The following is a 25953-nucleotide window of genomic DNA, read 5'->3' as shown; positions in this document are numbered from 1 at the left end:
TTCTTTCATTAAACAATTGTAAATGTTCGATTTTCGTTCTTGTTTCTCGATTTTTAGGGAATAGTTCGATATGATAGAAAAGGTAAACATAAACAATATGGCGGTATGCCACAAAAGGAGATTTTCGATATGCCGAAAATGGTCCATCGCTCTAAGACTCGTCCCGTTCGTGTAGGGGACCTTGTCATTGGTGGAAATAATGAAGTCATCATCCAAAGTATGACGACAACTAAAACACACGACGTCGAAGCGACAGTCGCTGAAATCCTACGTCTTGAAGAAGCTGGTTGCCAAATCGTCCGCGTCGCTTGTCCAGAAGAACGTGATGCGCTCGCACTTGCAGAAATCAAAAGCCGAATCAACATTCCGCTTGTCGTAGACATCCACTTCAACTATAAACTTGCGCTCATGGCAATCGAAGCCGGCGTCGATAAAATCCGGATTAACCCAGGTAATATCGGTCGTCGTGAAAAAGTCGAAGCTGTCGTTACAGCAGCAAAAGCGAAAAACATTCCGATTCGCATTGGAGTAAACGCTGGTTCCCTTGAAAAGCATATTCTTGAAAAATACGGCTACCCGACAGCACGTGGTATGGTCGAGAGTGCCTTGCACCACATTAAGATTCTTGAAGATCTTGATTTCCACGATATCATCGTTTCGCTCAAAGCATCTGACGTACAGTTGGCGCTTGAAGCATATCAACTCGCTTCTGAGTCGTTCGACTATCCTCTTCACGTCGGGATTACAGAATCCGGTCCACTTCGTTCTGGTTCATTGAAATCAGCAGCTGGACTTGGCGCGATCCTATCACGCGGAATCGGAAATACGGTTCGTGTCTCTCTTTCAGCAGACCCTGTCGAAGAAGTAAAGGTTGCAAAAGAAGTCTTGAAATCATTCGGTCTTGCGGCGAACGCAGCGACATTGATTTCATGTCCGACATGTGGTCGAATCGAAATCGATTTAATGTCGATCGCTGCAGAGATCGAAGACTACATCGAAAACATCCAAGCCAATATCAAAGTTGCTGTTCTCGGATGTGCGGTTAACGGTCCTGGGGAAGCACGCGAAGCCGATATCGGGATTGCTGGAGCACGTAACGAAGGCTTGTTGTTCCGTCACGGAGAAATCATCCGTAAAGTACCGGAAGCAACAATGGTCGAAGAATTGAAAAAAGAAATCGATGCCATCGTTCTCGAAAAACAGGCTGAAAAAGAAGCTGAAAAAGCAAACCACGCATAAAATGAAGGCTCCTCTCTCATGAGGAGTCTTTTTTCGTATCTCGATTTCGACTATGTTATACTAAGTGAAGAAAATTCTTAGAACGTGGGTGACTGTAAATGAAAATTGGAATCGACATCGATGGAACAATCACACATCCATCCTCTTGCTTCACTTACATGAATAAATATCTCGGCACTTCGATTGATTTCAATCAAGCGTCTGAATACGAACTGCATACGTATACCGATATGAATCAAATTGAATTTTGGGACTACATGGTCAACTCCGGTCATGAGACAGGTATTTATCGGGAATCAATCCCTCAAGAACATGTCCGCCACCATTTATGGAATTTGCGGAAACAATATGATTTACACTACGTGACAGCACGATCAGAGCTCGTTCGTCCCGTAACAGAAGAATGGATCAAGCAACACGAACTTCCTCTTGATTCTTTGATCATGACGGGATCACACGACAAGGTTCAAGTCGTACGTGATCTATCACTTGATCTGTTCATGGAAGATCGCTTAGAGAATGCGCTTCAAATTGCGGAAGATACCTCTATTCCTGTTATCTTGTTTGACGCTCCTTATAACCGTAAAGCCTTACCGAGTAATGTCATCCGTGTAGCCTCATGGAATGAAGCCGTTAAAGAGATTCATAAATTCGCACCAATCCGATAAAACAGCCGATTAGGCTGTTTTTTCCATTTTCAATGTTATTGGATGATTAGATATCGTACAATGGCATTAGATTTAGATTTCAAAAAAGAAAGGGCTTCATAATGCTTGCTACCGTGAATATCTTTTTTATTAATATCTGTATTATCTTTCTTGTTTCTACGTTTACTTTCTATCTACTGCGTGATCGTTTACCGATTCAACCTGACTCGATGATTTCTACTCGTCTCTATTTCGGACTGGCCAATGGAGTAACAGGTATTCTACTTATGCATCATGCAATCGATTTAAATGGAGCATTAATTGATTTACGATTGTTGCCACTCGCTTTATCTGCGTTATTCGGTGGGAATGTCAGTATTGCAGTGACCGGATTGATGCTCTTGATCTATCGATTTTTGATTGATAACGGAGATTCACTAAACGCTCTGTTTAGTTCCGTCATCACTCTACTTGGATTTTTAGTACTTTCTTTTATTTGCAGACGTTTCATTAAGCGACAGGGTTACTTCTTTTCTACCATCGTCACATTCGGTTCTTTACTTGTCCTATGGCGCTTGATTATGAGTAACTCTCCAGCGGATGCCTGGGAAACGATTTATATTCCGTATTTCATTTTAACGATTGGTGGAGCCGTTTTGTTTTATCGTTTGTCTTCGCTCCTTCAGCAACATTTTGTTCTATACTCCTATCAATCCTACCTTGCTTCGACCGATCAATTGACACGGCTTGCGAATCGACATGTCATTTTAGAAAAAGTCACGACGCTTGAAAAGAGTACGGCTTCTTGGGGGGTCATCTTGTTCGACTTGGATCACTTCAAGACAATAAACGATACGCATGGTCACGCCGTCGGAGACGCTGTCTTGCGTCACTTTTCGATTGTATTGAATGAACATTGCCCAGCACCGGTGACAGTCGGTCGATACGGTGGTGAAGAATTCATCGTCATCGTTCCAGATATTGAATTACATCCTCCTGGTGCTCTAGCTGAGACGATCGTAGTAGCTGTTCAGCAAACACCATTCGTCATGCAAGATCATGCCGTATCCATTACGGTGTCCGCTGGAATTGCTTTTGCTCATCAACAGCCTACTGAAATAGTCTTTAAACAGGCAGATACCGCCCTGTACGAAGCAAAAGCGCAAGGTCGAAATCAATATCGACTCTATTCATCTTAAATAGTTACTAAAAAAGCCACTTCTCTTCCGAACATGCGTCGGACTGAAGCGGCTTTGCTTTATTAACAAATCATTTCCTTATTCGTTTTTTGTGGCTTTTTGTAATAGACATATGATTTCTTCAAGTGGGACCGGTTTAGCAAAGAAATAGCCTTGGAATAGATGAATGCCAATGTCCTTCGCAATGCGTACTTCTTCTCCTGTCTCTACACCCTCAACGATACACTCGACATGCATCGATTGGCTCAATTGAAAAATGGATTCGAGAATAGACTGCCGCTTCTCCGATTCACCAATTTGTTCGATGAATTGCTTCGGAATCTTTAATTGACGTAACGGTAATAAACGTTCAAGAACGTGATAGGATGCATGACCGGTCCCAAAATCATCGAGTGACACTGGGAAATCAAGCGTTTTGATTCGTTTCAGTGCACGATGAATCGACTGACTCTCAAAATCAAGTGATTGACTCTCTGTAATTTCAATCTTAATCTGTTGCGGCTTTAATGCATACTTAAGTAACGTTCGTTCGATGAATGGCATGAACGACTCACTTGTTAATTGTCGCGGTGATACGTTAACGGACAATGTAAACTGATCAGGAACAAGACCCACCAATGCTTTGCGTGTTTTACAGCTTTCCTCAAAAATCCATTCTCCTAGCCGAATGATCAAATCACTTTTTTCAGCAATCGGGATGAACACGGATGGTCGGTCGGCTCCCTCTAGCTCCGTCTTCCATCGGACCAATGCCTCAAGACCAATGAATTGCTCTGATTGAACATCATACTGTAATTGATAGACCAGATGAAAGTCTGTTTCGATATTCGCCTGTGCTAACGATTGAGCAGCCTTAACACGTAATTCTTGATCCATGCGCCATGCTTGGTCGATACACATCAGTCGCTCATTTTGTTGCGCTGCTTCTTGTAATGCAGTTAACAATTGCTGTACCCGACGCTTCCGATTGCCAGTCACTCCTTCTCCGTTATCGATAACAATGGAAATGTTGACGTAAACATGATGTCCCTCGATTTCATATGGAACAGAAATTTCTTGGCTTAACTCCTCCATTGCTTCCTTACACGCGACCTCGTCCGGCTTTTCCATGACAATCAATAATGTCCCTGCTTCAATCCGAGCAAATGCTTGGTGAGGAGGTAGTTTTTGCTTGAGCCGATCGATGCAAGCACGCAAAACTTGTAACTGCATGTCTTCTCCGAAATACCGTGCTAACTCATAATAGTTTTCTAAATGAATACCGACAAAAATAAGCTGTTGTTCGGATCTTGGAAAATCAATTTCATTTAAACCTTGGCGATTCAAGACACCTGTTTCTTCATCACGGCGCGCTGTATCGTGTAACTGCGTCGCGAGATCGTTCAACCGATTTAAGTTCCGAATATGCAGGTGGTTGATGACAAGGGCAATCGTTACACCGATCACGATCATTCCAATCCGTCCGTAATGGTCGGTTGGATCAATTTCTACCGTTACCGCCTGTACATTCCACATGACATACAAACTGGTTGCAATGGTAACAAAAATCGCATACCACATCATGATGCGTTGATAGGAGATTAAAGCAATCATTAAAAATAAGAAGCTACTTGCCCAAACTGTAACTGCCCCATACGGTAAAAAGCTAATCGATGTAATGGGAACGACGAGCAGCATTAAAGACAGTAAGTGTGTTTGAAGAACTAATCCCATTTTGCGACGACTGATATAAAAAATGAATACACCCATGATGACTAAAAATGAAATAATGACAGAACGACTTAAATATGCATTCTTAATTGTCTCTTCCGTCGTCGTATAAATAATCAGGGCACCAACAGCCATCATGAACAATGCAAAATTTCCAATCCACCATTGTTGTTTTCGAACGATTTCCTCCAAATTCTTGCCTCCTTTCCGTCAGAATTTTCGTATATAGGTTTCGACATCGCTTGATGATACTCCTGTCAAATAGAATGTGTCAATTATTTCCTAAAAGAAAAGTCTCCCCTCATTCGTGCAACGGAAGACTTTTCTGTCTATATTCTACAACCCTAGTCGTCCTAACTCTTCAATGACATCTGTCGCAAGCAAGCTACTTGGATGTAAGCGTCGTTCGACTTGTTTTGAGGCCTCTGCATACCACTGTGCTCCCTGTGCTAGTATTTCTTCGATATTGCCTTTTGGATGTTGAGCAAGAAGACTCGTCAGTATGCCGAATAAGGTATCGCCGCTCCCCCCTTTAGCAAGTCCACTTGATGCACCAGAGACGACAAACCCACCCCCATCCGGTTTTGCGATTATGATGACATGTGACTTCAAGACGACGGTCACTTGATGCAAAACGGCATAGTCTGTTGCTTGACCAAATAGATCGTCTTGAATAATCGTTACATTTTGATTCGTCATTCGAGCAAACTCGCCAATATGCGGTGTGACAATGATAGGAGCGGTCCGTTCAGGGTAACTATTTTTCACTAATGCTCCGGCATCTAAAATCACCGGAAGATCACTTTCAAGCAAATGGTCTACCCAAGTCTCAACTGATTCCTGCGACAAACCGGGACCAATCCCAACTGCTGATACAGAAGGTAACATGTCTTCAATCGCTGGTAACGTTTGATCAATGACCATCGCTTCTGGCGCCTGAACGATAATTCCCTGTTTGGCAAGTGCTGTCGTTGCAACTTGAAGTTTTCCGACACCCGTTCGTAAGGCTGCCCTTGTCGAGAGTTGAATCGATCCTGGCATCGTATCGCTTCCACCAATCAATAATGCCGTCCCATACGTCCCTTTATGACCGTACCGTTCCCTCTTGAACAATGCCGTCAAATCCGCTGTGGATAAATGCCACTCGCCAAACGTCGGTAATCCGATGTCAATCGTTTCTAACTTTCCATAAAAGGGAGCGGTCCGTAATAAAAAAGCAGATCGTTTCGCTGCATGCAGTTGAAACGTCACATCGGACTGAATCGCGATGTCCTTGAATTCCTTCGCATGATCGGTCGGAACACCGCTCGGAACGTCTACCGCATAAACGTATGCCCCTTGCCGTTTTTGTTCCGATACGTATTCACATTGCGTTATAAAAACTTGATTCATGCGCTCTGGATCAAATCCAGTTCCATACAACGCATCTAAAATAACGTCGTACTGACCGCATGGCTGTTCCGTTACGAGTCCGAATGCTTCTGCATAACGGACATGGATAGTTGAAGTATCAGAACGACTCTCTCCAAATGGTGCGAATAGCGTGACATCAAAACCGTCGCGTAAAAGTTCGCGACCGATTACATAACCGTCCCCACCGTTATTGCCTGTTCCACTTAAAATCAAGATTCGATCTGTCTTCGTATGACGGTCCTTGATACGTGTTGCGATTTGAGTTCCCGCTCGTTCCATCAACACTTCAAGTGGCAGTCCAGATGTCCGCGCCCACTCATCGATTTGTCGGGCTTCCTGCGCATCATAAATCATCTTCTCATCACCTCTGTTCGACTATTCCCGTTTTGAACAGGACTAGTCTTACAAAACGAAAAAAGAGAACGCCCGAGTGGACATTCTCTTCTAGTTAAGACGTCATACGTTGACAATTCGCACAGCGTCCATAGATTTCAAATTTATGATCTTCAACTTCAAAACCAGTCTCTTGGACTGGAGAAATCCACTCCATTGGACAAACATTCAATGTCTCCGTTTTACCACAGATTCGACAAATCAAGTGGTGATGATGGTGTCCTGAAGCACAGGCTGCTCGGTATTTCATTTCTCCATCTAATTCCGTTACTTCTAATAGATCGATCCCCGAAAAATCATTCAAGTTTCGATAAATCGTATCATAACTTAATGAAGGATGAGATGTCCGGAGCGCTTCCGCCACTTCCCGAGCACTGACATAACGATTCACTTCAAACAGATACGATAACAAATCGAGACGCTTCGGTGTCATTTTAAACCCGGAAGCCTTCATTCGCTCACGCGCTTGTTCGATGTTCGTCTTCATGTGTTTTCCCTCCTATCCAAAAACGTTCCAAAAGCATGACGATAATCAGTTCAAATACTGCCAGCAAGACGATCATTCCACCTGGTGCTAAATCAAACTGATAGGCCAGAATGAGTCCAAGTACGGTCGCAACTTCACCGAAGACGATAGCCAAAAAGATTGTCGTCTTAAAACTTTTGGCGATTCGAAGTGCTGCTGCAACTGGCAACGTAATTAAGCTCGAAACAAGTAAAATCCCAACAATCCGCATACTAATCGCAATGACAAGTGCAACGACGATCATGAAGAGAATATGCACCAATCGGAGACGGATCCCGGAGACTCGTGCCTGCTCCTCGTCAAATGATAGAAACAACAACTCCTTATAAAAGGCGAAGACGAAGATAACGACTACGATTGTCACAGCTAGGATTGTGTAGACATCCGTCAGAGCAACAGCCGAGACCGTACCGAATAAGAATGAGACAAGGTCCATTGAAAATCCATTCGCGAGACTGATGAACGTCGCACCAAGCCCCATCCCTGTTGCCATGATGATTGGAATCGCAAGTTCTTGAAAGTGCTTATATTTCGCACGTAACCAATCGATCGTCAATGCCGCGATGACAGACGTGACGATCCCTAGATACAGTGGATTTAAATCTGCTAGTTGCGCGACCATTCCAGAGATCAATAGACTGAGCGCAATCCCTGCTAACGTGACGTGCGACAACGCGTCTGCGATCAAGCTCATTCGTCGGACGACGACGAATGACCCGATCAATGGTGCCGTAAATCCGATCAGAATAGCAGCCACTAAGGCATATTGTAAAAACTTTAAGGTCATGAATGCTTCAATCATTGGACACTCTTCCCTTCATGAACGAGAACGCGTCCCGGAACCGGATAGAGTGATCGAATCGTCTGTTCATCCAGTTCCCAGTATTCTTTAATCCCACAGTTACAACCTAAGCGTCCATCAACTAAATGGATCACATCCGTAACGAGTTTACTGACGAAGTGGATATCGTGCGTAACAAGAACGAATGTCCGACGTTTATCCCGACGGAGTTCTTCTAGAATTTCATAGAATTCTTTTACGTATCGTTGATCGACACCAACAGTTGGTTCATCTAAGATCATTAAATCGGGGTCATTGACGAGTGCTCGCGCGATGAAGACCCGTTGCTGTTGTCCACCAGATAGATCGCCGACTTTCGAATCCCGACGTTCCCACATCCCGACCGTTTCCAGGGCAGTCCGTACTTTGTCTCGATCATCACGAGACAAGCGGCGAAAGAGTCCTTTTTTTGCGTAAAGTCCCATTTCGACGACTTCTGCGACAGTTACTGGAAAACCCGAGTTGAACGATGCCGCTTTTTGTGAGACATAGCTAATTCGCCACCATTCATTAAATTGCGATTGGGATTGTCCGAATAAACGAATCGTTCCTTTCGGTTGCAATAAGCCTAAGATACATTTAATCAGCGTCGATTTCCCTGATCCATTTTCCCCTACGATGGCCAAAAATTGCCCTTGCTGGACCTGAAACGAGACTTGATTCAAAACTCGACGATCCGGATAGTCATAACTGACTTGATCGATCTCGATGATTGGTGTTTCCATTTATTTTCACTCCTTCCGTTTTCGTAAAACGGAATAATTACGTCTTAATCAACTGTCTTATTATAGCGTTCGCTAATTATCGGTGCAACTCTGACAACTTCCTATCCTCCTATGAAAAAAATCAAGGTACAATAAAGAAAGAAGCTAGCTGTTTTTAGCTTGTTCAGAGAGGGAATTCTTTTAATGCACGCATCGCAGAGAGGAGTCGGAGTCATTTGAAACAAGAACTTGCAGTCATCGATATCGGTTCCAACTCGATTCGTTATGTCATCTTCCATCCGATCGCTTCTGGTCGTTACATCGAGAAGATTAATATTAAAGTCGTCGCTCGATTATCCGCTCATATCAATGAAGATGGAGCACTCGACGATGAAGGCATCAGGTTACTCGAAGAAACGTTAAAACGATTTTACGAGGTCGGTGTCACACATGAAGTTGAAGAAACGATCTGTGTCGCAACAGCAGCAATCCGTAATGCGACGAATCGTGAAACAATCGTTGCTGCTGTTACGGACAATACACCCTTCTCTATTCAAGTTTTAACAGATGAACAAGAAGCATACTATGGCTACTTTGCCATTATTAACTCGACCTTCTTGACGGATGGTTTTTCTGTTGATATCGGTGGTGGTTCCATGGAAGTCACCTTAATCGAGAATCGCGAAATGGTTGCCTATCACAGCTTTCCGTTTGGCGCTGTCACCTTAACACGGCAATTTGTTTCGGATGAGACACTAAGCGGTAGTGATAAGAAAAAGTTGGTGAAATTTTTACGTGAACAATTCGAATCGATTCCTTGGCTGAGTGATAAAAAACTACCATTAGTCGGTGTCGGTGGTTCTGCCCGAAACTTCGTCCGGATTCATCAGTCGAATCAGGACTATCCACTTCGCAGCGTTCACCAATATCAAATCAAAGCAAAGGAACTGGCGAAGATGGTCGACGACCTTGAAGGAAAATCGGCAAAACAGCTATCGAAAATTGAAGGGCTATCGAAGGATCGAATTGATATTTTTCTTCCTGCACTCATTGCGATCCAAGAGTTATCCCATCATATCGAGGCTGAAGAATTCGTCATGAGCAATCTTGGTCTTCGCGAAGGTCTCCTCTATGAATTCGATGTTCAGGATGAAGCCTATCGTCGAATCGAGAATGTACGTGAACAGAGTCTATATCAACTTGAGAGCGATTATAAGGTCAATCGAGATCGCGCAACATATATTGGTACGCTTGCAAAGTCAATGTATCGACAACTTGTTACGTTAGATCTGATTTCAGAACGTGCGTCCGATCTACGATTACTCGATTCAGCAAGCCGCTTGTTTTATTGTGGGCAATACATTAATCCAGATACGCGATCGGACCAGACGTTCTACCTTTTGACGAATACCGAATTAAACGGCATGACGCATAAAGACCGCGTTGCCTTGTCGCTCGTCAGCTCTTATTCTTCAGCAAAACGTATGCAACAACTAGCGAAGCCATTTAAGGACTGGTTTACCGAAAAGACACTGGACCGCTTCGACTTACTGGGCTCTTTACTCAAATTAAGTCATGCGCTTGATGTGACGGAGCGAAAAGCCGTCGATCACCTGGAACTTTTCGTTGAGAAGGATCATCTCCGATTCGTCCTCGATACAGGTGATCATGATTATGGATTCGAAGTCGAAAAAGCTGAAAAACAAAAGAAGCACCTAGAGCGAATCATTGATCAGACGATTACTTTCGAAACGAAAGGAGATCTTCCTTCATGAAACTCGACATACCAGAGCATTTCAATAATCGTGAGCTCAGCTGGCTTCAATTTAATAAACGTGTACTAGACGAAGCCTTTGATACCCGAAATCCGTTGATGGAGCGCTTTAAGTTTCTCGGAATCTTCAGCTCTAATTTAGACGAATTCTATATGGTTCGCGTAGGAGGCTTGAAGGACGAAGTACTTGCCGGATTCAATAAACCAGAAAACAAACAACAGATGACACCAAAACAACAATTACGAGCAATTGCTACGAAAACGAAAGAACTCGTCGATCGACAATACGAAGCGTTCCAGGCGATCAATCAGACGTTAGCAGACGAGGGCATTACATTCTTGAAATATGACGCTCTCACTTCGGAACAGACAACGTATGTGAAATCTTTTTTCCGAGAACAGGTCTTTCCTGTTCTCACACCTGTTGCTGTCGATGCCTATCGCCCGTTCCCGATGCTTTCTTCAAAGTCACTCAACATCGCAACGGTTCTTGAAGCAGAAGATGGGACGAGACGAAATTTAGCACTTGTACAAGTTCCGGGTGTGTTGCCACGGTTCGTTGATCTGCCGGTTGAAGATGAAGAGACAACTGCTGTCATCCTGCTTGAAGACGTCATTATCGCGTTCATCGACAGTTTATTTAAAGGTTATCGTGTCTTATCTGCCATGCCGTTTCGGATCACCCGTAATGCCGACCTTCCGTTTCACGAGGAAGGAACGCACGATTTATTGAAGTTGATTGAAAAGGAATTAAAAAAACGACGTTGGGGCGTTGGGATTCGCCTCGAAGTCCAAAAAGCGGCCATCAATACCGAATTGCTAAATATGTTACGGGATGTGCTTGATCTACAGGAGCGCGACATTTTTGCTGTTGATGGTCCAATCGATTTGACGTTCTCCTTTGCCTTCTACAGTCAAATCGGAATTGAATATGATCATTTGATTTATCAGACCATCATGCCAGTCGATCCACCAGCACTTGATAGTTCAAAAAATCTGTTCAATCAATTACTAGAACGTGACTATCTGCTTCATCACCCTTACCATACGTTTGATCCAATCGTCCGGTTTATCGTCCAAGCAGCGAATGACCCGAATGTCCTTGCCATCAAACAAACATTGTACCGTGTTTCCGGTGACTCACCGATTATTAAAGCCTTGAAAACAGCAGCAGAAAACGGCAAACAAGTTACTGTTCTCGTTGAACTTAAGGCACGATTTGATGAGGCGAAAAACATCGAATGGGCGAAACAATTGGAAAAGGTCGGTGCCCATGTCATTTACGGATACAGTGATTTAAAGACACACTCAAAGATTACGCTCGTCGTCCGATTGCACGAAGATAAGATTCAGCGCTTCGTCCACCTTGGTACCGGTAACTATAATGATTCAACTGCTAAGTTGTATACAGATGTTGGATTATTAACTGCTCGGGAAGAGATTGCCGAAGATGCGACGAATTTTTTTAATTGGTTATCTGGATACGGAGAACAACCGGAATGGAATGTCATTCAAACTTCTCCAAATGCGATGCTTGAGAAATTTTTATCCTTGATTGATGAAGAGATTCATCATCATAAAAAACACGGAAACGGTCGCATCGTTGCGAAAATGAATAGCTTAACGGAGAAGGACATCATTTTACGTCTTTACAAGGCATCTCGTGCTGGCGTAAAAATTGAGCTTATCGTTCGTGGTGTCTGTTGTCTCCGTCCTGGTATTCCAGATGTTTCAGAAAACATTCGCGTCATCTCAATCGTCGATCGTTATTTGGAGCACTCGCGCATCTTTTACTTCCACCATAACGGACAGGATTTGATGTATGGGTCGAGCGCTGACTGGATGACACGCAATATGCGAAAACGGATTGAAATTTTGTTCCCAATCATGGATGAAGAACATAAAGAGTATCTAAAAGATTGTCTCGCAATCGCCCTTGCTGATAACGTCAAGTCGCGTGAACAAGCAGCGGACGGATCCTATCATTACGTGAAGGATGGAAAACAGAGCTGTGAATCACAGTTGCTGATTCAAGACTATACAAGTAGCAAACTAAAACAGAAGCCAAGTTTTGCAGCACCATTGACGCAAAAATGGATCACAATCGAAAAGAAGGATGATAAAATCATTCTGGATCAAAATGCCAAATGACTTTTGTCATGTTTTAATATGTATTTTACTTCAAATGCTGATTTACAGCAGAAAGGACGGCATGTATGCTTCAGCAAATCTTATTATCTCTTCTAGCAGGCGTTATCTGCGGCGTCGTTTTCACCGCACTGAAATTACCGATTCCTGCCCCACCTGTTTTCCCAGCCATCGTCGGGATTTTTGGTGTATTTCTCGGGATGAAAATTTATCTATTTCTCGTGGAACGTTTTTTCTAATCCAAAGGAAAACCGTTCTCTGACTGCTTCATGCAGAAAGAGAACGGTTTTTGATTATTTTTTTAAGGCTTCTGCGATCACACGATCCCAGTTGACCTCATCGCATGCTGTCTCGCATGTCGGCTCTACTTCACACGTCGCACATTTCCCTTTTTTCGCTTTTTTCGTAAAGCGAATAAGTGAAAATCCAGCATATCCGAATACGATCAGTCCGATAAGTATATCAATGAAATGCATCTGTTCTCCCCCCTTAAGCGAATCCCAACCAATGCCCTGTTTGATAAATGATGAACGCTACCCCATAGGCAACGAATAAGCCATATAAGCTAGCAATCCACGTCCATTTCGCGCTCCCGACTTCGCGTCGGATGACAGCGACAGTCGCTAAGCACGGTACATAGAGTAAGACGAAAACCATGAAACTATACGCACTGAGTGGTGTGAACTGTTGCGCGATATGCCGACCAAGCTCCGATTCATTGACAGCGTATATGATGGCCATGGTTGAGACGACGACTTCCTTCGCGAGAAACCCGGTAATGAGGGCAGCACCCGCCTGCCATGTTCCAAACCCAAGCGGTACAAGAACGGTCGCAATCACACCACCAATCATCGCTAGGAAACTATCATTCATATTGACGTCTAATCCACCTGGTCCTGTATAAGCAAGTAACCAAATGACGACCGAACCACCAAAGATGAACGTTCCTGCTTTTCGAACAAACCCTTTTCCCTTTTGCCATGTACTCCGCCATAAGGTTAAGCCTTGTGGAATCCGGTAAGGAGGTTGTTCCACTAAGAACAAGCTTGTTGCATCTTCTGCTGCTAAGACTTTCGAAAAAACCTTTGCTGCAATCAGTGCCAATACAATCCCAAGGATATAGAGCGACAAGACAACCAGTGCCTGATTCGTAGCAAAGAAGCTACCCGCAAAGACAGCGTAAATGGGTAAGCGAGCGGAACAAGACATAAACGGTGAGATGAAGATCGTCACTAAGCGCTCTCGCTCTTCTTCTACTGAACGTGCTGCCATGATTCCTGGTACATTACAACCGAACCCAATGATCATTGGAATAAAACTTTTCCCATTCAAGCCGACCATTTGCATGAATCGGTCCATGACGATTGCGACACGTGCCATATAACCAGAGTCCTCTAAAAACGAAATGAAGAAGAAAAGGACGAAGATTTGTGGGACGAACACAAGAACACCGCCGACTCCAGCAACTACGCCTTCAACAAGCAAATCTTGAATGAACTGTGATGCACCAAGCGTACTCAACAGACTGACAAGACCTTTTGACAATGGTCCAGCGATGAATCCATCTAATAAGTCCGACATCGGAGACCCAATCCAGTTAAATGTCACATGAAACAAGAGATAGAGAATTGCAAAGAAGATCGGTAATCCTAAGACTGGATGTGTGACGATAGCGTCAATCCGCTCTGTCCAGTTCGTTTTTGCCGACTGTTCTTCTGTGACAACAGCAGCTCTCGTCGCCACCGCCCAGTGCCGGCGACATTCTGTGATGTGGGCATGAACGAACCGACCTAATTGTTGTTCTAACTGTTTACGAATCACCGCAATCTGTGGTGTCCGTTGTTCGAGCACGTCTACAAAAACTCGATTTCCCGCTAAATATTGAACAGCCATCCATCGTTCAATTTCTGGCATGTCGACGATTTCGAGGATATCCTCAATCGCCTGTTCGGTGTCAGAACCATAGTCGATATGAAGGAATGGCTGTGGTTTTTGTTGTAAGGAAGACAATAATACATCACATCCGTCACCTGTTCGAGCAACGATCGGAAAAACATCGACTTGTAAGACGTTTGCTAACCGCACTGGATCAACTTTCATTCCGCGATGATCCGCTACATCCATCATATTTAGACCAATTTGCAGCGGCTTCCCGATTTCAAGTAATTGCGCGGTCAATTGTAAATTACGCTCGAGCTGTGAAGCATCGATGATATTAATCATGGAGTCAAAGGAATCCTCCATTAAAAATCGGGCAACGACTGCTTCATCTGCCGACAATGGATCTAAATCATACACACCAGGTAGATCGATCAATTGTCCACGATTTCCTCGAAGTTGTCCGATTTTTTTATCCACCGTGACACCTGACCAGTTACCGACGTGTGCATAGGAATTCGTCAGCCGATTGAACAAAGACGTTTTTCCGGTATTCGGATTTCCGAGCAAGGCAATGCGTTGCGTCGTCATGGCATATACACCTCAATTCGTTTCGCATCACTCCGACGGATAGCAACCATTTGGTGATGATCCTGCTGTTCGATTGTCATAGGACCTTGAAATATGGCTTTTCGTCGAACGATGATTGGACATCCTTCATAAAAACCAAGCGCAAGTAGTCGCCGACGCAATCGATCGTCGATTTGATTCATATTGGTCATTACGACAGGTTGGTTCATTGGAACCGTAGCTAAATCCAGCATAGCTGCTCCCCCATTTATCTTTCCATTCATTGATAACAATTATCATTCCTGATTATAACACCATCGATTCCTCAGTTACATAGGAATTCAACAAATGAATCACTTCAATGTGCACGTCTCAATAAAAAAGCTCTGCTTTTTCCTGAACGAGATCAGGAAAAAGCAGAGCTTCTATTCATTTTCTTCCGTCGCTGCAGCGGTATCCACCGCATGTAGCATTTGTTGATGCAACCATCGATGACACGTCGGACAAACGGTCTGATATCCTTCTGGTGTCAAATGCCATTCGAGTAACGACTGTCGCGTCTCTTCACAATGAATGCATTGATCCGCCACTTGTTCTAGATGATTCCGTTCCTTGAATCGCTCGTTCCGACGTTGTTTTGCTTGTTCAAGTGTCAAAACATCCGTTTCAAAATAACCATACTGCCACGAATCGAGCAGACGTGTCCGAAACACCCCTTCTACAGATCCTGATTTAAGATTAAGTTGATTGAGTGGTCGTCCGAGTAAAGGATGACGTAAATCCACACTAATGAGGTCAAGGCACACATATGATCCTTCTGAATCGTCAGCAGCCGTCAACCAAAACGGATCTTCTGGACGTGTCGTGTACTCCGTAAACAAGGCTTCTGCATACGCAATGATTCCATCGTTCGTCGCAAGAAACACCTCTTCTCCCTCTGCCAGTTCTCCCGGCAAGTAAAACGGTTCCTTTGTTTCATAATAGTGGACAACAGCTTGTCGTATCGCGAAACTTGTCTCATCGACGACGAGGATATGACACATCACAGACACCCCTTTATGAGTTTATTCGGCCGGTGCACCTAGAATCGGTAAACGCCAATCCGCATCAAACGCACCAGAACGTAGCATATCGATTTCTTCTTTATATGGCGCGACTTTTTTCTTTGGATCGAGACCAATATAAGGTGTTTCTAAAATTTTTGGCAAATGGGCAAGTGCAGGATGATGTACGACACGGTGTAATGTATCAAATCCAATCTCACCAAATCCGATGTTTTCATGACGGTCCTTCCGTGCGCCGCGGACATTCTTCGAGTCGTTTACGTGAATGACACCAAGGCGATCAAGTCCGACGATCCGGTCAAATTGTTCGAGGACACCATCTAAGTCATGCACGATGTCATATCCTGCATCATGAATGTGACAGGTATCGAGACAAACAGATAGACGATCTTGATGCGTGACACCTTCGATAATTTGAGCAAGCTCCTCGAATGTCTTTCCAATCTCAGAACCTTTTCCAGCCATCGTCTCAAGCGCAATCTTGACCTTCTCTTCACCAGTCAATACCTCATTGAGTCCTTCAATGATGCGTTTGATTCCAACATCTTCTCCAGCACCTACGTGAGCTCCTGGATGTAACACGATATGCTGCGCTTTTTCTAAGGCTTCCGCTCGTTTGATCTCAGCTGCTAAAAACGAAACCGCTAGTTCGAACGTTTCTGGTTTCGTCGTATTTCCTAAGTTGATGATATACGGCGCGTGTACGACGATTTCTTCAATTCCGTTCGCACTCATATGTTGAAGTGCTTCCGGAATCCGCAACTCCTCCATCGGCTTACGGCGTGTGTTTTGAGGAGCTCCTGTATAGACCATCATTGTCGTTGCACCATAAGAAGCTGCTTCCTCACTTGCACCTAACAGCATTTTTTTCCCCGAAACGGAGACGTGTGAACCTATTTTCATATCTTATTCCACCTTTCTCTTTTATCAGTGTACCAAATCTTGAAAACGACAAGACACCCGAAAAATGTTTTTTCATTTCACGGGTGTCATCGACGATGTTATTTTGATTTACGTGCGTTTTCTTTACGTTGCGCGCGACCGACACCACGTTGTTCTTTGATGCGTTCACGTTTTGCTGTTTCTTTTAACTTATATTGATGTTTCTTCTTATAACCTGGTTTAACGCGTTTTTTCGCTTTTGCTGCTTCACCAGACAGACGACTATGCGCTGTCTTCGAGACAGCAGTCTTCATATGCGGTTTCGCACGGCGACGTTCTTTAACTTCCATTATTTGAGTCCCTTTGACGTCAACATTCGTGAATTGAATGCCACGGTCTTCTAAACGATTGATCATACCGTTCTCGTGATCTTCAAACAGTGTATATGCCAATCCATCCTGATCGACACGACCTGTCCGACCGACACGGTGGACGTAGAAGTCTAAATCTTTCGGAATACCGTGGTTGATGACGTGTGAGACACCTGAAATATCAATTCCACGTGCAGCAAGGTCCGTCACGATGACATATTGATACTTCGCATCATTAATTTCTTTGATTGCTTGTTTACGACGACGAGCCGGAAGATCTCCGTGAAGAGAACCAACGTTCAATCCTGCTTCTAAGAACAAAGCTTCGACTTCGATTGCTTCTGCTTTTGTGTTCGTAAAGATTAGACAGATATACGGATTTAGTGCTTTCGCGACTTTCAATGTTAGTTCTGAACGTTCACGGTGCTTGACTGGAATCGTATGATGAACGATTTTTTTCGCTGTCTGTTGTTTTGGATCCACATGAGCGTAACGCGGGTTGTTCATGTACTTTTTCAAAAACGGTTGCAATTTCTCAGGAATCGTTGCTGAGAAGACCATCATCTGAAGCTGTTCAGGAAGAGCTTGAGCAATCCGGTCAACTTCCGGCAAGAAGCCCATATCGAGCATTTGATCCGCTTCATCGATGATGTAGTGCTTCACGAAATGCGGCTTCAATGCTTGTTCTTTAAACAAATCTAAAATTCGTCCCGGTGTCCCGATAACGATTTGTGGTGAAACTTTTACACGACCAATTTGGCGTTCGCGGTCCATTCCACCTGTAATAAGACTTGTTTTGATGAAGTCTGGTTCCTTGACGAGTAATGATTTCAATTCCTCATGAATTTGCCAAGCGAGTTCACGTGTTGGCGCAACAATAATCGCTTGTAATTCTTGAAGCTTTGGATCAACGTTCTGAACGATTGGAAGAAGAAACGATAACGTTTTTCCTGTTCCGGTTTGTGATTGACCGATAATGTCACGTCCCTTTAATGCAGCTGGGATAATCCGTGACTGGATATCGGTCGGTTTTGTGATGCGGGCGTCATCGAGTGCTTCGATGACGAACGGGTGTAATTGATAATGGCTGAATCCATTCATGAATTGACACCGTCCTTTCCTTATTTGCTGAGGCATCTGCCTCTCGATTAGTTCAACATGGTTATGGGTCTACTACCGTCATACAGATAGGAGTACGTATAAAAACGAGTTGGAATCTTTTTGTTTTTCGTATGAAGCTTCAATGCACTGAAGGCGACTTTCATCATCTCATCAGCACTCTGGACGACCGTCGCATCCATCGATTTCATGTCAACAGCTTCTAATATAGCACGATTCCCGTCAATGCCGACAACTATTTTTCCTTTAATGCCTGCTTTTTTCAATGCTTCAAGAACACCGAGTGCAATATCATCATTGTGACAATATACAGCGTCAAACGAAATACCTGACTCAATGACCTGTGTCATTACCCGTTCCGAAGTGACGGGATCGTAATCCCCGTTGACTGATTCAACGATTTTTAGATTCGGCTCCCGCTCAAGACCCGTCATGAATCCCCTGTGCCGTTCATTCGTTGTATTGACGTTTGTCGTACCTGCGACTTCAATGATGTTGGCGGTTGCCTGCCCTGTTTGTTTGATGCGTTCATGTTTGATGAAAGATGCGAGTTGTTCGCCGATCAATTGATTATTTGAAGTAATCGAACTGACGACTGCATCGGAATGAATCAAGCGATCGATAGCAAAAACAGGGATGTTTTCTTTAGCAGCTTTTTCCAACGATTCAGCGATGTAAACATCGTCAAGTGTGGTAACGAAGATTGCATCCACTTTCATTCGAATAAATTCTTCGATCTGCTCTCTTTCATTGATACGTGAATTATGTGAAGTCGCAACGACTGCATCATATTTGTTAACTTTGGCCTGCGCTTTGAACGCATCAACAAGACGTTGGGCAAATTCGTGTTTATCATTCACAATCGTAAAACCAATGAGATGACGACGCGGGCTCGAATCAGGATTCACAAACATATTTGATATAATGAGAACGGATGATATCCAAACGACTAAAATGAATAGCCATGCTTTATTGAATTTCATTCCGTTTGCTCCTTTCGAGGTAAGTGAACTTGAATCGTTGTGCCAACCCCAGGTTTGCTGTCAAAAATCATCTTTCCTTTGTGATCACGTACGATCTGCTTCGACATAAACAGTCCAAGGCCATTTCCATCTACTTTTGACGTCTTGAATGCTTGACCTACATGATCAATCTGCTCACCATCCATGCCGACACCATTATCTTGGATAATAAAGACCACCTCTTCTGGATAGACATGTACATGTAAATGACAAATCCCATCAGATCCTTTGAATGCTACAGCTTGAAGTGCATTTCGCAAACAGTTTGCTAAAATCTGCAAAATACCTTCTTCTGAAGCATGAATCTTCGGCATGAAAGATGGTGTGTAAATTTTACAATCTGCTTCATAAAGGTGTGCTTCTGCTTCGAGGATGTACGTCAACTTCTTCATCAATTCATTTAAATCAATTGTCGATTTTTGAAGAGCGTTGTTCTCTCCTTTTGATAAATCGAGCATCGTCTGGATCATACCATTCGCTCGATCAAGTTCAGATAAAGCAAGCATCAACATCTCTGTATCTCGATCTTTTTCTGCAGCTAATAACTGTAAGGTCATTTTGACTGGTGTCAATGGATTACGAATTTCATGAGCAATTCCAGCTGCTAATTGACCAAGTGACACTAGTTTTTCTTGCTGCAACATTGTTTGCTGTTGACTTAACTGCTCAAGTCGCGCATGTTCCATTCGCTGTGAATATTCATTATAAGCAGCGACCAATGTTTTAACTTCATTTGATCCGGCACGTTCGAGAACGATTGGTTTTGGGGAACTACTTCTCTCAATTTTATGAACAAGCTCAAGTAAAGGAGATGTCAATTGTCTTGACATTAAATAACCAACAATCAAGCTCAAAACAAGTGTTAACGCTGCAATGATCAAGTATTGTTGTCGGGTCGTATAAACAGGTTCATAAAAAACATTTCGTGGCGTTCGAACGAGAATTTTCCAATCCGTTACCTTTAAATCCTTTGCAAAGTAATACATATCTTGATTCGTACTAAAAATTTCAGATGGTTCGACGGATCGAAAGGCACGATCAATCACGCTTCTCGATAATAATCGTTCTTCGTCTGTCACAAGATTACTCGACGTTGTTAGCAATTCTTTTTTACTATTAAATAAATAGGCAATCGTTTGATCATCAAAAGATTCTAGTGATTTCCTGAAAATGATCGAATTCATAGCACTTAATCCGCCACCAAACACACCTACACGTTCGTTACCATCTCGAACTGGCACGAACATATATGTGACGGCATCGGATTCCATTGTGTACAACTTACTCATATGGAAATCTGTACTTGTTAGAGTTTGTAAAAAATCATCATCCTTTATTATCGTACTATCTGGAACACGACGATCTTCACTTGAGAACCAAGTAATCTGCTTCGTCTTTCTGTCAAAATAAAAAAGACTTTTAAATCCAGTATCAATATCAAGAAGATTTGATTCTTCAATTTTTTGACTTAGCTTATCAGGATTTTTGACGTTTAACTGCAAACCCATGATTTCTTCATGTAAATTTCCAATGTTATCACGAATCGCATTTCCTGAGACCTCGACACTTTTTTCACTCTGTTTTTCCGTTTGCTGTTCAACTCGAGAAATCGTGACACGATCTGCTGTGAAGGCAAGCGCTGAAATGACAAGACATAACAGGATGAATAAGATAGCGGTGATTTGAAAAAAATACGACCGCATCATTTTCTTAGACTCCATCCTTTCGCCCCCCTATTGAATAATTGCAACTTCATTAGTATACCATGTTCTGTTTCTGAAACAGACTCCTCTATTTTCATTCACATCTAATCAATGGTACACTCTAACTAATCATTCTTTTTCACAAAGGGAGAATCTACAACTATGCTAGTAAAAAAAATCAGCCCCCGCGGCTATTGTTATGGTGTCGTCGATGCAATGAAACTTGCACAACAAGCGGCATTGAATAAAGACCTGCCACGTCCGATTCATATTCTTGGTATGATCGTTCATAATGCACACGTAACTCGCGAATTCGAGAGTATGGGTGTGATTACGGTCGATGGTCCTGACCGACTCGAAGCACTTGAGACGATTCAAGAAGGAACGGTCATCTTCACAGCACATGGTATCTCACCTGCTGTGTATGCTCGTGCTGCTGAAAAGAACCTACACGTGGTCGATGCAACATGTCCTGACGTAACACGCACTCACGATTTAATCCGTCAAGTCGTTGCAGACGATTACGAAGTCATTTATGTTGGTAAACACGGACATCCAGAACCTGAAGGAGCCGTCGGCGTAGCACCAGAGCACGTCCACCTCATCGAAAAAGTCGAAGATATCGATGAACTTCCACCTCAGCTTGCTCACAAGAAAATCATCGTCACGAACCAGACGACGATGAGTCAGTGGGATGTTCAAGCTTTGATGGAACATGTTCGTAAAAAGTATCCACATGTTGAAGTACACAATGAAATCTGTAACGCTACACAAGTTCGACAAGAAGCAGTTGCCGATCAAGCAGGAGACTGTGATCTCGTCATCGTCGTTGGGGATCCGCGTTCAAACAACTCGAACCGTTTGGCACAAGTATCTTTCGATATCGCAGGTACTCCGGCACATCGAATCGGTGATTTAACGGAACTTGACTTAAATTGGCTTGAGGGTGTCACGCAAGTTGGTGTCACGTCTGGTGCATCGACTCCGACACCGATCACGAAAAAGGTCATTGATTTCCTACAGCAATATGATCCCGCTGATATTAGTACGCATGACAAAACACCGTTCCTTGAACTACGACGGATTTTACCAAAAGTAAAAATTCTTTAATCAGAATATAGCAGAAGCAATAACAAACACCGGACAGCGAATCTTCGCCGTCCGGTGTTTTATCGTGATTTTTATTTATTCAACTACTTCATATATCATAAAAATTGAAAAGGATTCGTATTCGCTGTCGAGACAATGAGCTCTACGTCGATCTTCTTCTCCTTGAATCGTCTACTTAATTCGTTGACGACGCCTTCTTTCATGACTGATTCAACGTGGTGTCCCGGGTCGACGACAGCTAACCCGAGTGCCATTGCGTCATGAGCAACATGGAAATAGAGATCGCCCGTCACTAGGACATCCGCTCCAGCAAAAGCAGCAGTAGAGACGTACTTATTCCCGTCACCTCCAAGAACGGCTACTTTCTTAATCGGACGTGATTCGTCCCCGACGAAGCGTAAGTTCTGTACATCAAACGCCTTGCGAACATGTTCTGCAAATGCCCGTAATGTCATCGCTTCTGGCAATCGTCCAATCCGACCAAGACCGAGCTGTGCTGCCGCACGTTCTTGGCGAATGAGGTCATAAGCGACCTCTTCATATGGATGGGCTTGTTTCATTGCTCGAATAACTTGTTTCTGATTCAGTTCCGTCACGATTGTCTCGATCCGAACTTCCGGAACCTGCTCGAGTTGTCCCGCTTCTCCAATATACGGGGTAGCCTCCGTCGAAGGTCGGAATTGACCCGTTCCGTTGACATGGAATTGACAATCACTATACTCACCGTCTTTCCCTGCTCCCGCCTGTGCAAGTGCTGTTGAAACACGTTCTACAGCTTCAGTCGGTACGAATACGCTTAATTTATATTGCGTATCTTCAAACGTTGGCGCTAACACTTCACAAGACTCAAGACCAAGGGCTTCCGCCATCCAGTCATTGACCCCTCCTGGTGTGACGTCAAGATTTGTATGCGCAGCGTACACCGCAATATCATGCTTAATACATTTTGAGACAATCCGTCCCGTCGCGGAACGATCCGTCACATTCGCTAACTTACTAAAAATCGGCGGATGATGTGCGATGATGAGATCAATCTTCTTTTCGATCGCTTCATCGACAACAGACTCCAAGACATCAAGTGTCACAAGTACACGCTTGATTTCCTTATTTAATGTTCCAATTTGTAGACCGATTGGATCTCCCTCGAGGGCGAATTTTTTCGGAGCAAATGCTTCAAACTGCTCAATGACATAGTTACCGTTCGCCATCAGTTCGTCACCTCTTCCATCTTTTGAATCAATTGTTCGATTGCTTCGATTTTCTCAGATAAAATCTCAGTTGCTTGCCCTTGTTTCATCTGAGCTAAAATATACTCTCGCTTTTGTTTTTCAAGCTGCCATTTTTGGACGAACTCAGGTGCCCGTTCCCGCATCAACTGCGGTCCAAAGAATAATTCCCACTGACGTATTGTATCGTCCTCTGAATACAGTGTTTCTTCTCCACGTTCCGCAACGAGGATCTCGTAAATCTTTCCGTTCTCCTCAACGATTGCTTCTGATAACAACGCATACGAGTTTGTAAGTAACCAGTTCCGAACATCAACTGCATCAACATTTGGTTGAAGAATCAATCGTTCCTTACCAGATAATCGATCTTTTCCTTCTTCAAGGATAGAGGCAATCAGTGTTCCACCCATTCCAGCAATCGTAATCGCTGTTGCTTCTCCCGGATTCAAAACGGATAAGCCACTTCCTAAACGGACATCGATCTGTGATTCGAGGCCGACAAGCGCCACTTGTCCTTTTGCCGCTTCCATCGGTCCTTCATTGACCTCTCCTGCAATCGCACGCTCGATTTTCTTTTGTTGTACGCAAAAACAAGGTACGAATGCATGATCTGATCCAATATCTGCGAGGATGGCTCCTTGTGGAATATACGACACGACTTTTTGGAGTCGTTGATCCAATACGACGTTCATTTGCATCATCTTCATCCTTCCTATTTTCCGAAAAACTCTCTTTTAAAAATAGCGGATTTACGGTAAAAAAGATACCATACACCACAAAAAAACATCCATCTCGCAATGAGATAGATGCCCTTGTTCTTATTTCTTAGCAGCTAACCACTTGGCTAGAGCAGCTGCCTCTTCGTCATTCGCAAGACCGCCAGGCATTTGCCCTTTACCGTTCATTGCGATGTTCTTGATTTCATCTTCTTTCAGCTTCGCGCCGATCTTTGTTAAGTTCGGACCTACTCCGCCTTCTAAGTTTCCACCGTGACAACCTGTACATCCTTTAGATGCAAACAAATCTTCTGGCTTCATTTCTGCAGTTGACGGCCCTTTGCGAGCTTCCTTCACCTGATCGACCCCAAAGTAAGACAATGAAATCATAGCGATGATGGCGATGACTGCGATCGCCGCGAACGGTACTAATGGATTACGCATTTGGATTCCCCCCATATTCTATACCCAACCAAGTTGGTGACTGAATGGTATTCCCCGTTACTATTCTACTGTAAAAAAAACAGGGAAGGAAGAAAAAAACGAAACTTTTTTCTTCCTTCCCACTAAAATTTCATATATTCTTCACACTTTGAATTAATCGAGGAAATCTTTTAAGCGTTTTGAACGGCTTGGATGGCGAAGTTTCCGAAGTGCTTTTGCTTCGATTTGGCGAATCCGCTCACGCGTAACGCCAAATACTTTCCCGACTTCTTCAAGTGTCCGTGTCCGACCATCGTCAAGTCCGAAACGAAGACGAAGAACGTTTTCTTCACGATCCGTCAACGTATCGAGGACATCTTCGAGTTGCTCTTTTAAGAGCTCGTATGCAGCGGCGTCTTGTGGTGCCGTCGCATCTTGATCCTCGATGAAATCTCCGAGATGTGAATCGTCCTCTTCTCCAATTGGTGTTTCAAGAGAAACCGGTTCTTGAGCAATTTTCAGGATTTCACGTACTTTTTCTGGCGTGATTTCCATCTCTTTTGAAATCTCTTCCGGTGATGGTTCACGTCCGAGATCTTGCAAGAGTTGACGCTGAACACGAATCAATTTATTGATCGTTTCAACCATATGAACTGGAATTCGGATCGTCCGCGCTTGGTCGGCAATCGCACGTGTAATTGCTTGACGAATCCACCACGTAGCATACGTCGAGAATTTATATCCCTTCGTGTAGTCGAATTTCTCGACCGCTTTAATCAGACCCATGTTTCCTTCTTGGATCAAATCCAGGAATAACATACCGCGTCCGACATAGCGCTTCGCAATCGAAACAACGAGACGTAAGTTCGCTTCTGCTAAACGTTTTTTCGCTTCCTCATCGTTTTGTTCGATTCGTTTCGCGAGTTCAACTTCGTCTTCTGCATTCAACAAATCCACGCGTCCGATTTCTTTTAGATACATCCGGACAGGGTCATTGATTTTGACACCAGGAGGAACTGACAAATCGTTTAGATCCGCTTCTTCTTTTTCATCTCCTGTACCGTCATTGTTGACCTTAATGCCTTCTGTTTCAAGCAACTGTAGGAATTCCTCAAATTGCTGAGCATCCATCGATTCGAACGAACTCAGTTTGTCTTCGATTTTCTGGTGTGACAATTCACCATTCTTATGTCCGAGCGCGATGAGTTCCTCTTTCGCGAGACGGAGTAATTCAGCTTCTGATCTTGCTTTTTCTGCCATCGAACCATACACTCC

24 protein-coding genes are annotated in these 25953 nt (G+C 43.6%); 7 read left to right on the top strand and 17 right to left on the bottom strand.

What is annotated here, in order from left to right:
- The first annotated feature begins 129 nt into the window (after positions 1 to 129).
- The 3 genes from ispG (at position 130) to ADM98_RS06505 (ending at position 3085) form a co-directional block, all read left to right on the top strand.
- Positions 130 to 1239, top strand: coding sequence for a flavodoxin-dependent (E)-4-hydroxy-3-methylbut-2-enyl-diphosphate synthase (gene ispG, locus ADM98_RS06515; protein WP_023467533.1), 1110 nt, complete (start codon positions 130 to 132; stop codon positions 1237 to 1239).
- 98 nt (positions 1240 to 1337) lie between these two features.
- Entirely contained in the window at positions 1338 to 1907 is a 570-nt protein-coding gene (locus ADM98_RS06510) for a hypothetical protein (protein ID WP_235504840.1), read from the top strand.
- Positions 1908 to 2020: 113 nt separating this feature from the next.
- Entirely contained in the window at positions 2021 to 3085 is a 1065-nt protein-coding gene (locus ADM98_RS06505) for a GGDEF domain-containing protein (RefSeq protein ID WP_160315917.1), read from the top strand.
- Positions 3086 to 3163: 78 nt separating this feature from the next.
- On the opposite strand, the gene ADM98_RS06500 is transcribed toward ADM98_RS06505, so the two are convergent.
- The 5 genes from ADM98_RS06500 to ADM98_RS06480 form a co-directional block, all read right to left on the bottom strand.
- Entirely contained in the window at positions 3164 to 4987 is a 1824-nt protein-coding gene (locus ADM98_RS06500; RefSeq protein ID WP_053452768.1) for a GGDEF domain-containing phosphodiesterase, read from the bottom strand.
- A gap of 144 nt (positions 4988 to 5131) precedes the next feature.
- Entirely contained in the window at positions 5132 to 6562 is a 1431-nt protein-coding gene (locus ADM98_RS06495) for a bifunctional ADP-dependent NAD(P)H-hydrate dehydratase/NAD(P)H-hydrate epimerase (protein WP_053452767.1), read from the bottom strand.
- Positions 6563 to 6656: 94 nt separating this feature from the next.
- Positions 6657 to 7088: a Fur family transcriptional regulator gene (locus tag ADM98_RS06490; protein WP_053452766.1), complete on the bottom strand. Its 432-nt coding sequence runs from the start codon at positions 7086 to 7088 to the stop codon at positions 6657 to 6659.
- The gene (locus ADM98_RS06485) at positions 7060 to 7929 is read right to left on the bottom strand and encodes a metal ABC transporter permease (protein ID WP_053452765.1); all 870 of its coding nucleotides are present in this window, start codon (positions 7927 to 7929) and stop codon (positions 7060 to 7062) included. Before ADM98_RS06485 ends, ADM98_RS06490 begins: the two co-directional genes overlap by 29 nt.
- Positions 7926 to 8693 (bottom strand): metal ABC transporter ATP-binding protein, encoded by a 768-nt coding sequence (locus ADM98_RS06480; protein ID WP_053452764.1) that lies wholly within the window; start codon positions 8691 to 8693, stop codon positions 7926 to 7928. Before ADM98_RS06480 ends, ADM98_RS06485 begins: the two co-directional genes overlap by 4 nt.
- Before the next feature lie 215 nt (positions 8694 to 8908).
- Here ADM98_RS06480 and ADM98_RS06475 point away from each other — a divergent pair, with 215 nt between their 5' ends.
- The 3 genes from ADM98_RS06475 to ADM98_RS06465 all read left to right on the top strand — a co-directional run bounded on the left by ADM98_RS06475 (position 8909) and on the right by ADM98_RS06465 (position 12833).
- Positions 8909 to 10447, top strand: a complete 1539-nt coding sequence (locus tag ADM98_RS06475) for a Ppx/GppA family phosphatase (protein WP_053452763.1) — start codon at positions 8909 to 8911, stop codon at positions 10445 to 10447.
- Complete coding sequence (locus tag ADM98_RS06470) at positions 10444 to 12597, top strand: RNA degradosome polyphosphate kinase (RefSeq protein WP_053452762.1); 2154 nt, start codon at positions 10444 to 10446, stop codon at positions 12595 to 12597. Before ADM98_RS06475 ends, ADM98_RS06470 begins: the two co-directional genes overlap by 4 nt.
- Before the next feature lie 65 nt (positions 12598 to 12662).
- Entirely contained in the window at positions 12663 to 12833 is a 171-nt protein-coding gene (locus tag ADM98_RS06465; RefSeq protein ID WP_034785920.1) for a XapX domain-containing protein, read from the top strand.
- A 54-nt stretch (positions 12834 to 12887) separates the two neighbouring features.
- Here the strand turns inward: ADM98_RS06465 and ADM98_RS06460 are convergent, their stop codons facing one another.
- The 8 genes from ADM98_RS06460 to ADM98_RS06425 all read right to left on the bottom strand — a co-directional run bounded on the left by ADM98_RS06460 (position 12888) and on the right by ADM98_RS06425 (position 21221).
- Positions 12888 to 13070: a FeoB-associated Cys-rich membrane protein gene (locus ADM98_RS06460; RefSeq protein ID WP_053452761.1), complete on the bottom strand. Its 183-nt coding sequence runs from the start codon at positions 13068 to 13070 to the stop codon at positions 12888 to 12890.
- Positions 13071 to 13083: 13 nt separating this feature from the next.
- Entirely contained in the window at positions 13084 to 15063 is a 1980-nt protein-coding gene (gene feoB, locus ADM98_RS06455; RefSeq protein WP_053452760.1) for a ferrous iron transport protein B, read from the bottom strand.
- The gene (locus tag ADM98_RS06450; protein ID WP_053452759.1) at positions 15060 to 15296 is read right to left on the bottom strand and encodes a FeoA family protein; all 237 of its coding nucleotides are present in this window, start codon (positions 15294 to 15296) and stop codon (positions 15060 to 15062) included. Before ADM98_RS06450 ends, feoB begins: the two co-directional genes overlap by 4 nt.
- Positions 15297 to 15467: 171 nt before the next feature.
- Positions 15468 to 16085: a hypothetical protein gene (locus tag ADM98_RS06445; RefSeq protein ID WP_053452758.1), complete on the bottom strand. Its 618-nt coding sequence runs from the start codon at positions 16083 to 16085 to the stop codon at positions 15468 to 15470.
- Between the two features lie 21 nt (positions 16086 to 16106).
- Entirely contained in the window at positions 16107 to 17009 is a 903-nt protein-coding gene (locus ADM98_RS06440) for a deoxyribonuclease IV (RefSeq protein ID WP_053452757.1), read from the bottom strand.
- A 98-nt stretch (positions 17010 to 17107) separates the two neighbouring features.
- Positions 17108 to 18460, bottom strand: coding sequence for a DEAD/DEAH box helicase (locus ADM98_RS06435; RefSeq protein WP_053452756.1), 1353 nt, complete (start codon positions 18458 to 18460; stop codon positions 17108 to 17110).
- A gap of 47 nt (positions 18461 to 18507) precedes the next feature.
- The gene (locus ADM98_RS06430) at positions 18508 to 19461 is read right to left on the bottom strand and encodes a sugar ABC transporter substrate-binding protein (RefSeq protein WP_053452755.1); all 954 of its coding nucleotides are present in this window, start codon (positions 19459 to 19461) and stop codon (positions 18508 to 18510) included.
- Positions 19458 to 21221: a sensor histidine kinase gene (locus tag ADM98_RS06425; protein WP_053452754.1), complete on the bottom strand. Its 1764-nt coding sequence runs from the start codon at positions 21219 to 21221 to the stop codon at positions 19458 to 19460. The genes ADM98_RS06430 and ADM98_RS06425 overlap by 4 nt, the downstream gene beginning before the upstream one ends.
- 144 nt (positions 21222 to 21365) lie before the next feature.
- On the opposite strand from ADM98_RS06425, the gene ADM98_RS06420 reads away from it, so the two are divergent.
- On the top strand, positions 21366 to 22313 hold the full coding sequence (locus tag ADM98_RS06420) for a 4-hydroxy-3-methylbut-2-enyl diphosphate reductase (RefSeq protein WP_053452753.1): 948 nt from the start codon (positions 21366 to 21368) through the stop codon (positions 22311 to 22313).
- 95 nt (positions 22314 to 22408) lie between these two features.
- On the opposite strand, the gene ADM98_RS06415 is transcribed toward ADM98_RS06420, so the two are convergent.
- The 4 genes from ADM98_RS06415 to rpoD all read right to left on the bottom strand — a co-directional run bounded on the left by ADM98_RS06415 (position 22409) and on the right by rpoD (position 25938).
- Positions 22409 to 23521 carry a Nif3-like dinuclear metal center hexameric protein gene (locus ADM98_RS06415; protein ID WP_053452752.1) on the bottom strand — a complete coding sequence of 371 codons (1113 nt, stop codon included), beginning with the start codon at positions 23519 to 23521 and terminating at the stop codon, positions 22409 to 22411.
- The gene (locus tag ADM98_RS06410; protein WP_326933864.1) at positions 23521 to 24240 is read right to left on the bottom strand and encodes a tRNA (adenine(22)-N(1))-methyltransferase; all 720 of its coding nucleotides are present in this window, start codon (positions 24238 to 24240) and stop codon (positions 23521 to 23523) included. The genes ADM98_RS06415 and ADM98_RS06410 overlap by 1 nt, the downstream gene beginning before the upstream one ends.
- Positions 24241 to 24357: 117 nt before the next feature.
- Positions 24358 to 24699, bottom strand: a complete 342-nt coding sequence (gene cccA / locus ADM98_RS06405; protein ID WP_053452751.1) for a cytochrome c550 — start codon at positions 24697 to 24699, stop codon at positions 24358 to 24360.
- A gap of 153 nt (positions 24700 to 24852) precedes the next feature.
- Complete coding sequence (rpoD, locus tag ADM98_RS06400) at positions 24853 to 25938, bottom strand: RNA polymerase sigma factor RpoD (RefSeq protein WP_023467512.1); 1086 nt, start codon at positions 25936 to 25938, stop codon at positions 24853 to 24855.
- Between the last annotated feature and the right edge of the window lie 15 nt (positions 25939 to 25953).

Source organism: Exiguobacterium sp. BMC-KP (assembly GCF_001275385.1).
Taxonomy (GTDB): Bacteria; Bacillota; Bacilli; order Exiguobacteriales; family Exiguobacteriaceae; genus Exiguobacterium_A.
The sequence above is the reverse complement of the archived record's forward strand: the minus strand, read 5'-3'. Positions and strand labels throughout refer to the sequence as shown.

Coding starts and splice junctions, on each gene's coding strand:
- ispG (WP_023467533.1), top strand. CDS start 130: ATGCCGAAAATGGTCCATCGCTCTAAGACTCGTCCCGTTCGTGTAGGG.
- ADM98_RS06510 (WP_235504840.1), top strand. CDS start 1,338: ATGAAAATTGGAATCGACATCGATGGAACAATCACACATCCATCCTCT.
- ADM98_RS06495 (WP_053452767.1), bottom strand. CDS start 6,562: ATGATTTATGATGCGCAGGAAGCCCGACAAATCGATGAGTGGGCGCGG.
- ADM98_RS06490 (WP_053452766.1), bottom strand. CDS start 7,088: ATGAAGACGAACATCGAACAAGCGCGTGAGCGAATGAAGGCTTCCGGG.
- ADM98_RS06485 (WP_053452765.1), bottom strand. CDS start 7,929: ATGATTGAAGCATTCATGACCTTAAAGTTTTTACAATATGCCTTAGTG.
- ADM98_RS06480 (WP_053452764.1), bottom strand. CDS start 8,693: ATGGAAACACCAATCATCGAGATCGATCAAGTCAGTTATGACTATCCG.
- ADM98_RS06470 (WP_053452762.1), top strand. CDS start 10,444: ATGAAACTCGACATACCAGAGCATTTCAATAATCGTGAGCTCAGCTGG.
- ADM98_RS06465 (WP_034785920.1), top strand. CDS start 12,663: ATGCTTCAGCAAATCTTATTATCTCTTCTAGCAGGCGTTATCTGCGGC.
- ADM98_RS06460 (WP_053452761.1), bottom strand. CDS start 13,070: ATGCATTTCATTGATATACTTATCGGACTGATCGTATTCGGATATGCT.
- feoB (WP_053452760.1), bottom strand. CDS start 15,063: ATGACGACGCAACGCATTGCCTTGCTCGGAAATCCGAATACCGGAAAA.
- ADM98_RS06450 (WP_053452759.1), bottom strand. CDS start 15,296: ATGCTGGATTTAGCTACGGTTCCAATGAACCAACCTGTCGTAATGACC.
- ADM98_RS06445 (WP_053452758.1), bottom strand. CDS start 16,085: ATGTGTCATATCCTCGTCGTCGATGAGACAAGTTTCGCGATACGACAA.
- ADM98_RS06440 (WP_053452757.1), bottom strand. CDS start 17,009: ATGAAAATAGGTTCACACGTCTCCGTTTCGGGGAAAAAAATGCTGTTA.
- ADM98_RS06435 (WP_053452756.1), bottom strand. CDS start 18,460: ATGAATGGATTCAGCCATTATCAATTACACCCGTTCGTCATCGAAGCA.
- ADM98_RS06430 (WP_053452755.1), bottom strand. CDS start 19,461: ATGAAATTCAATAAAGCATGGCTATTCATTTTAGTCGTTTGGATATCA.
- ADM98_RS06425 (WP_053452754.1), bottom strand. CDS start 21,221: ATGGAGTCTAAGAAAATGATGCGGTCGTATTTTTTTCAAATCACCGCT.
- ADM98_RS06420 (WP_053452753.1), top strand. CDS start 21,366: ATGCTAGTAAAAAAAATCAGCCCCCGCGGCTATTGTTATGGTGTCGTC.
- ADM98_RS06415 (WP_053452752.1), bottom strand. CDS start 23,521: ATGGCGAACGGTAACTATGTCATTGAGCAGTTTGAAGCATTTGCTCCG.
- ADM98_RS06410 (WP_326933864.1), bottom strand. CDS start 24,240: ATGATGCAAATGAACGTCGTATTGGATCAACGACTCCAAAAAGTCGTG.
- cccA (WP_053452751.1), bottom strand. CDS start 24,699: ATGCGTAATCCATTAGTACCGTTCGCGGCGATCGCAGTCATCGCCATC.
- rpoD (WP_023467512.1), bottom strand. CDS start 25,938: ATGGCAGAAAAAGCAAGATCAGAAGCTGAATTACTCCGTCTCGCGAAA.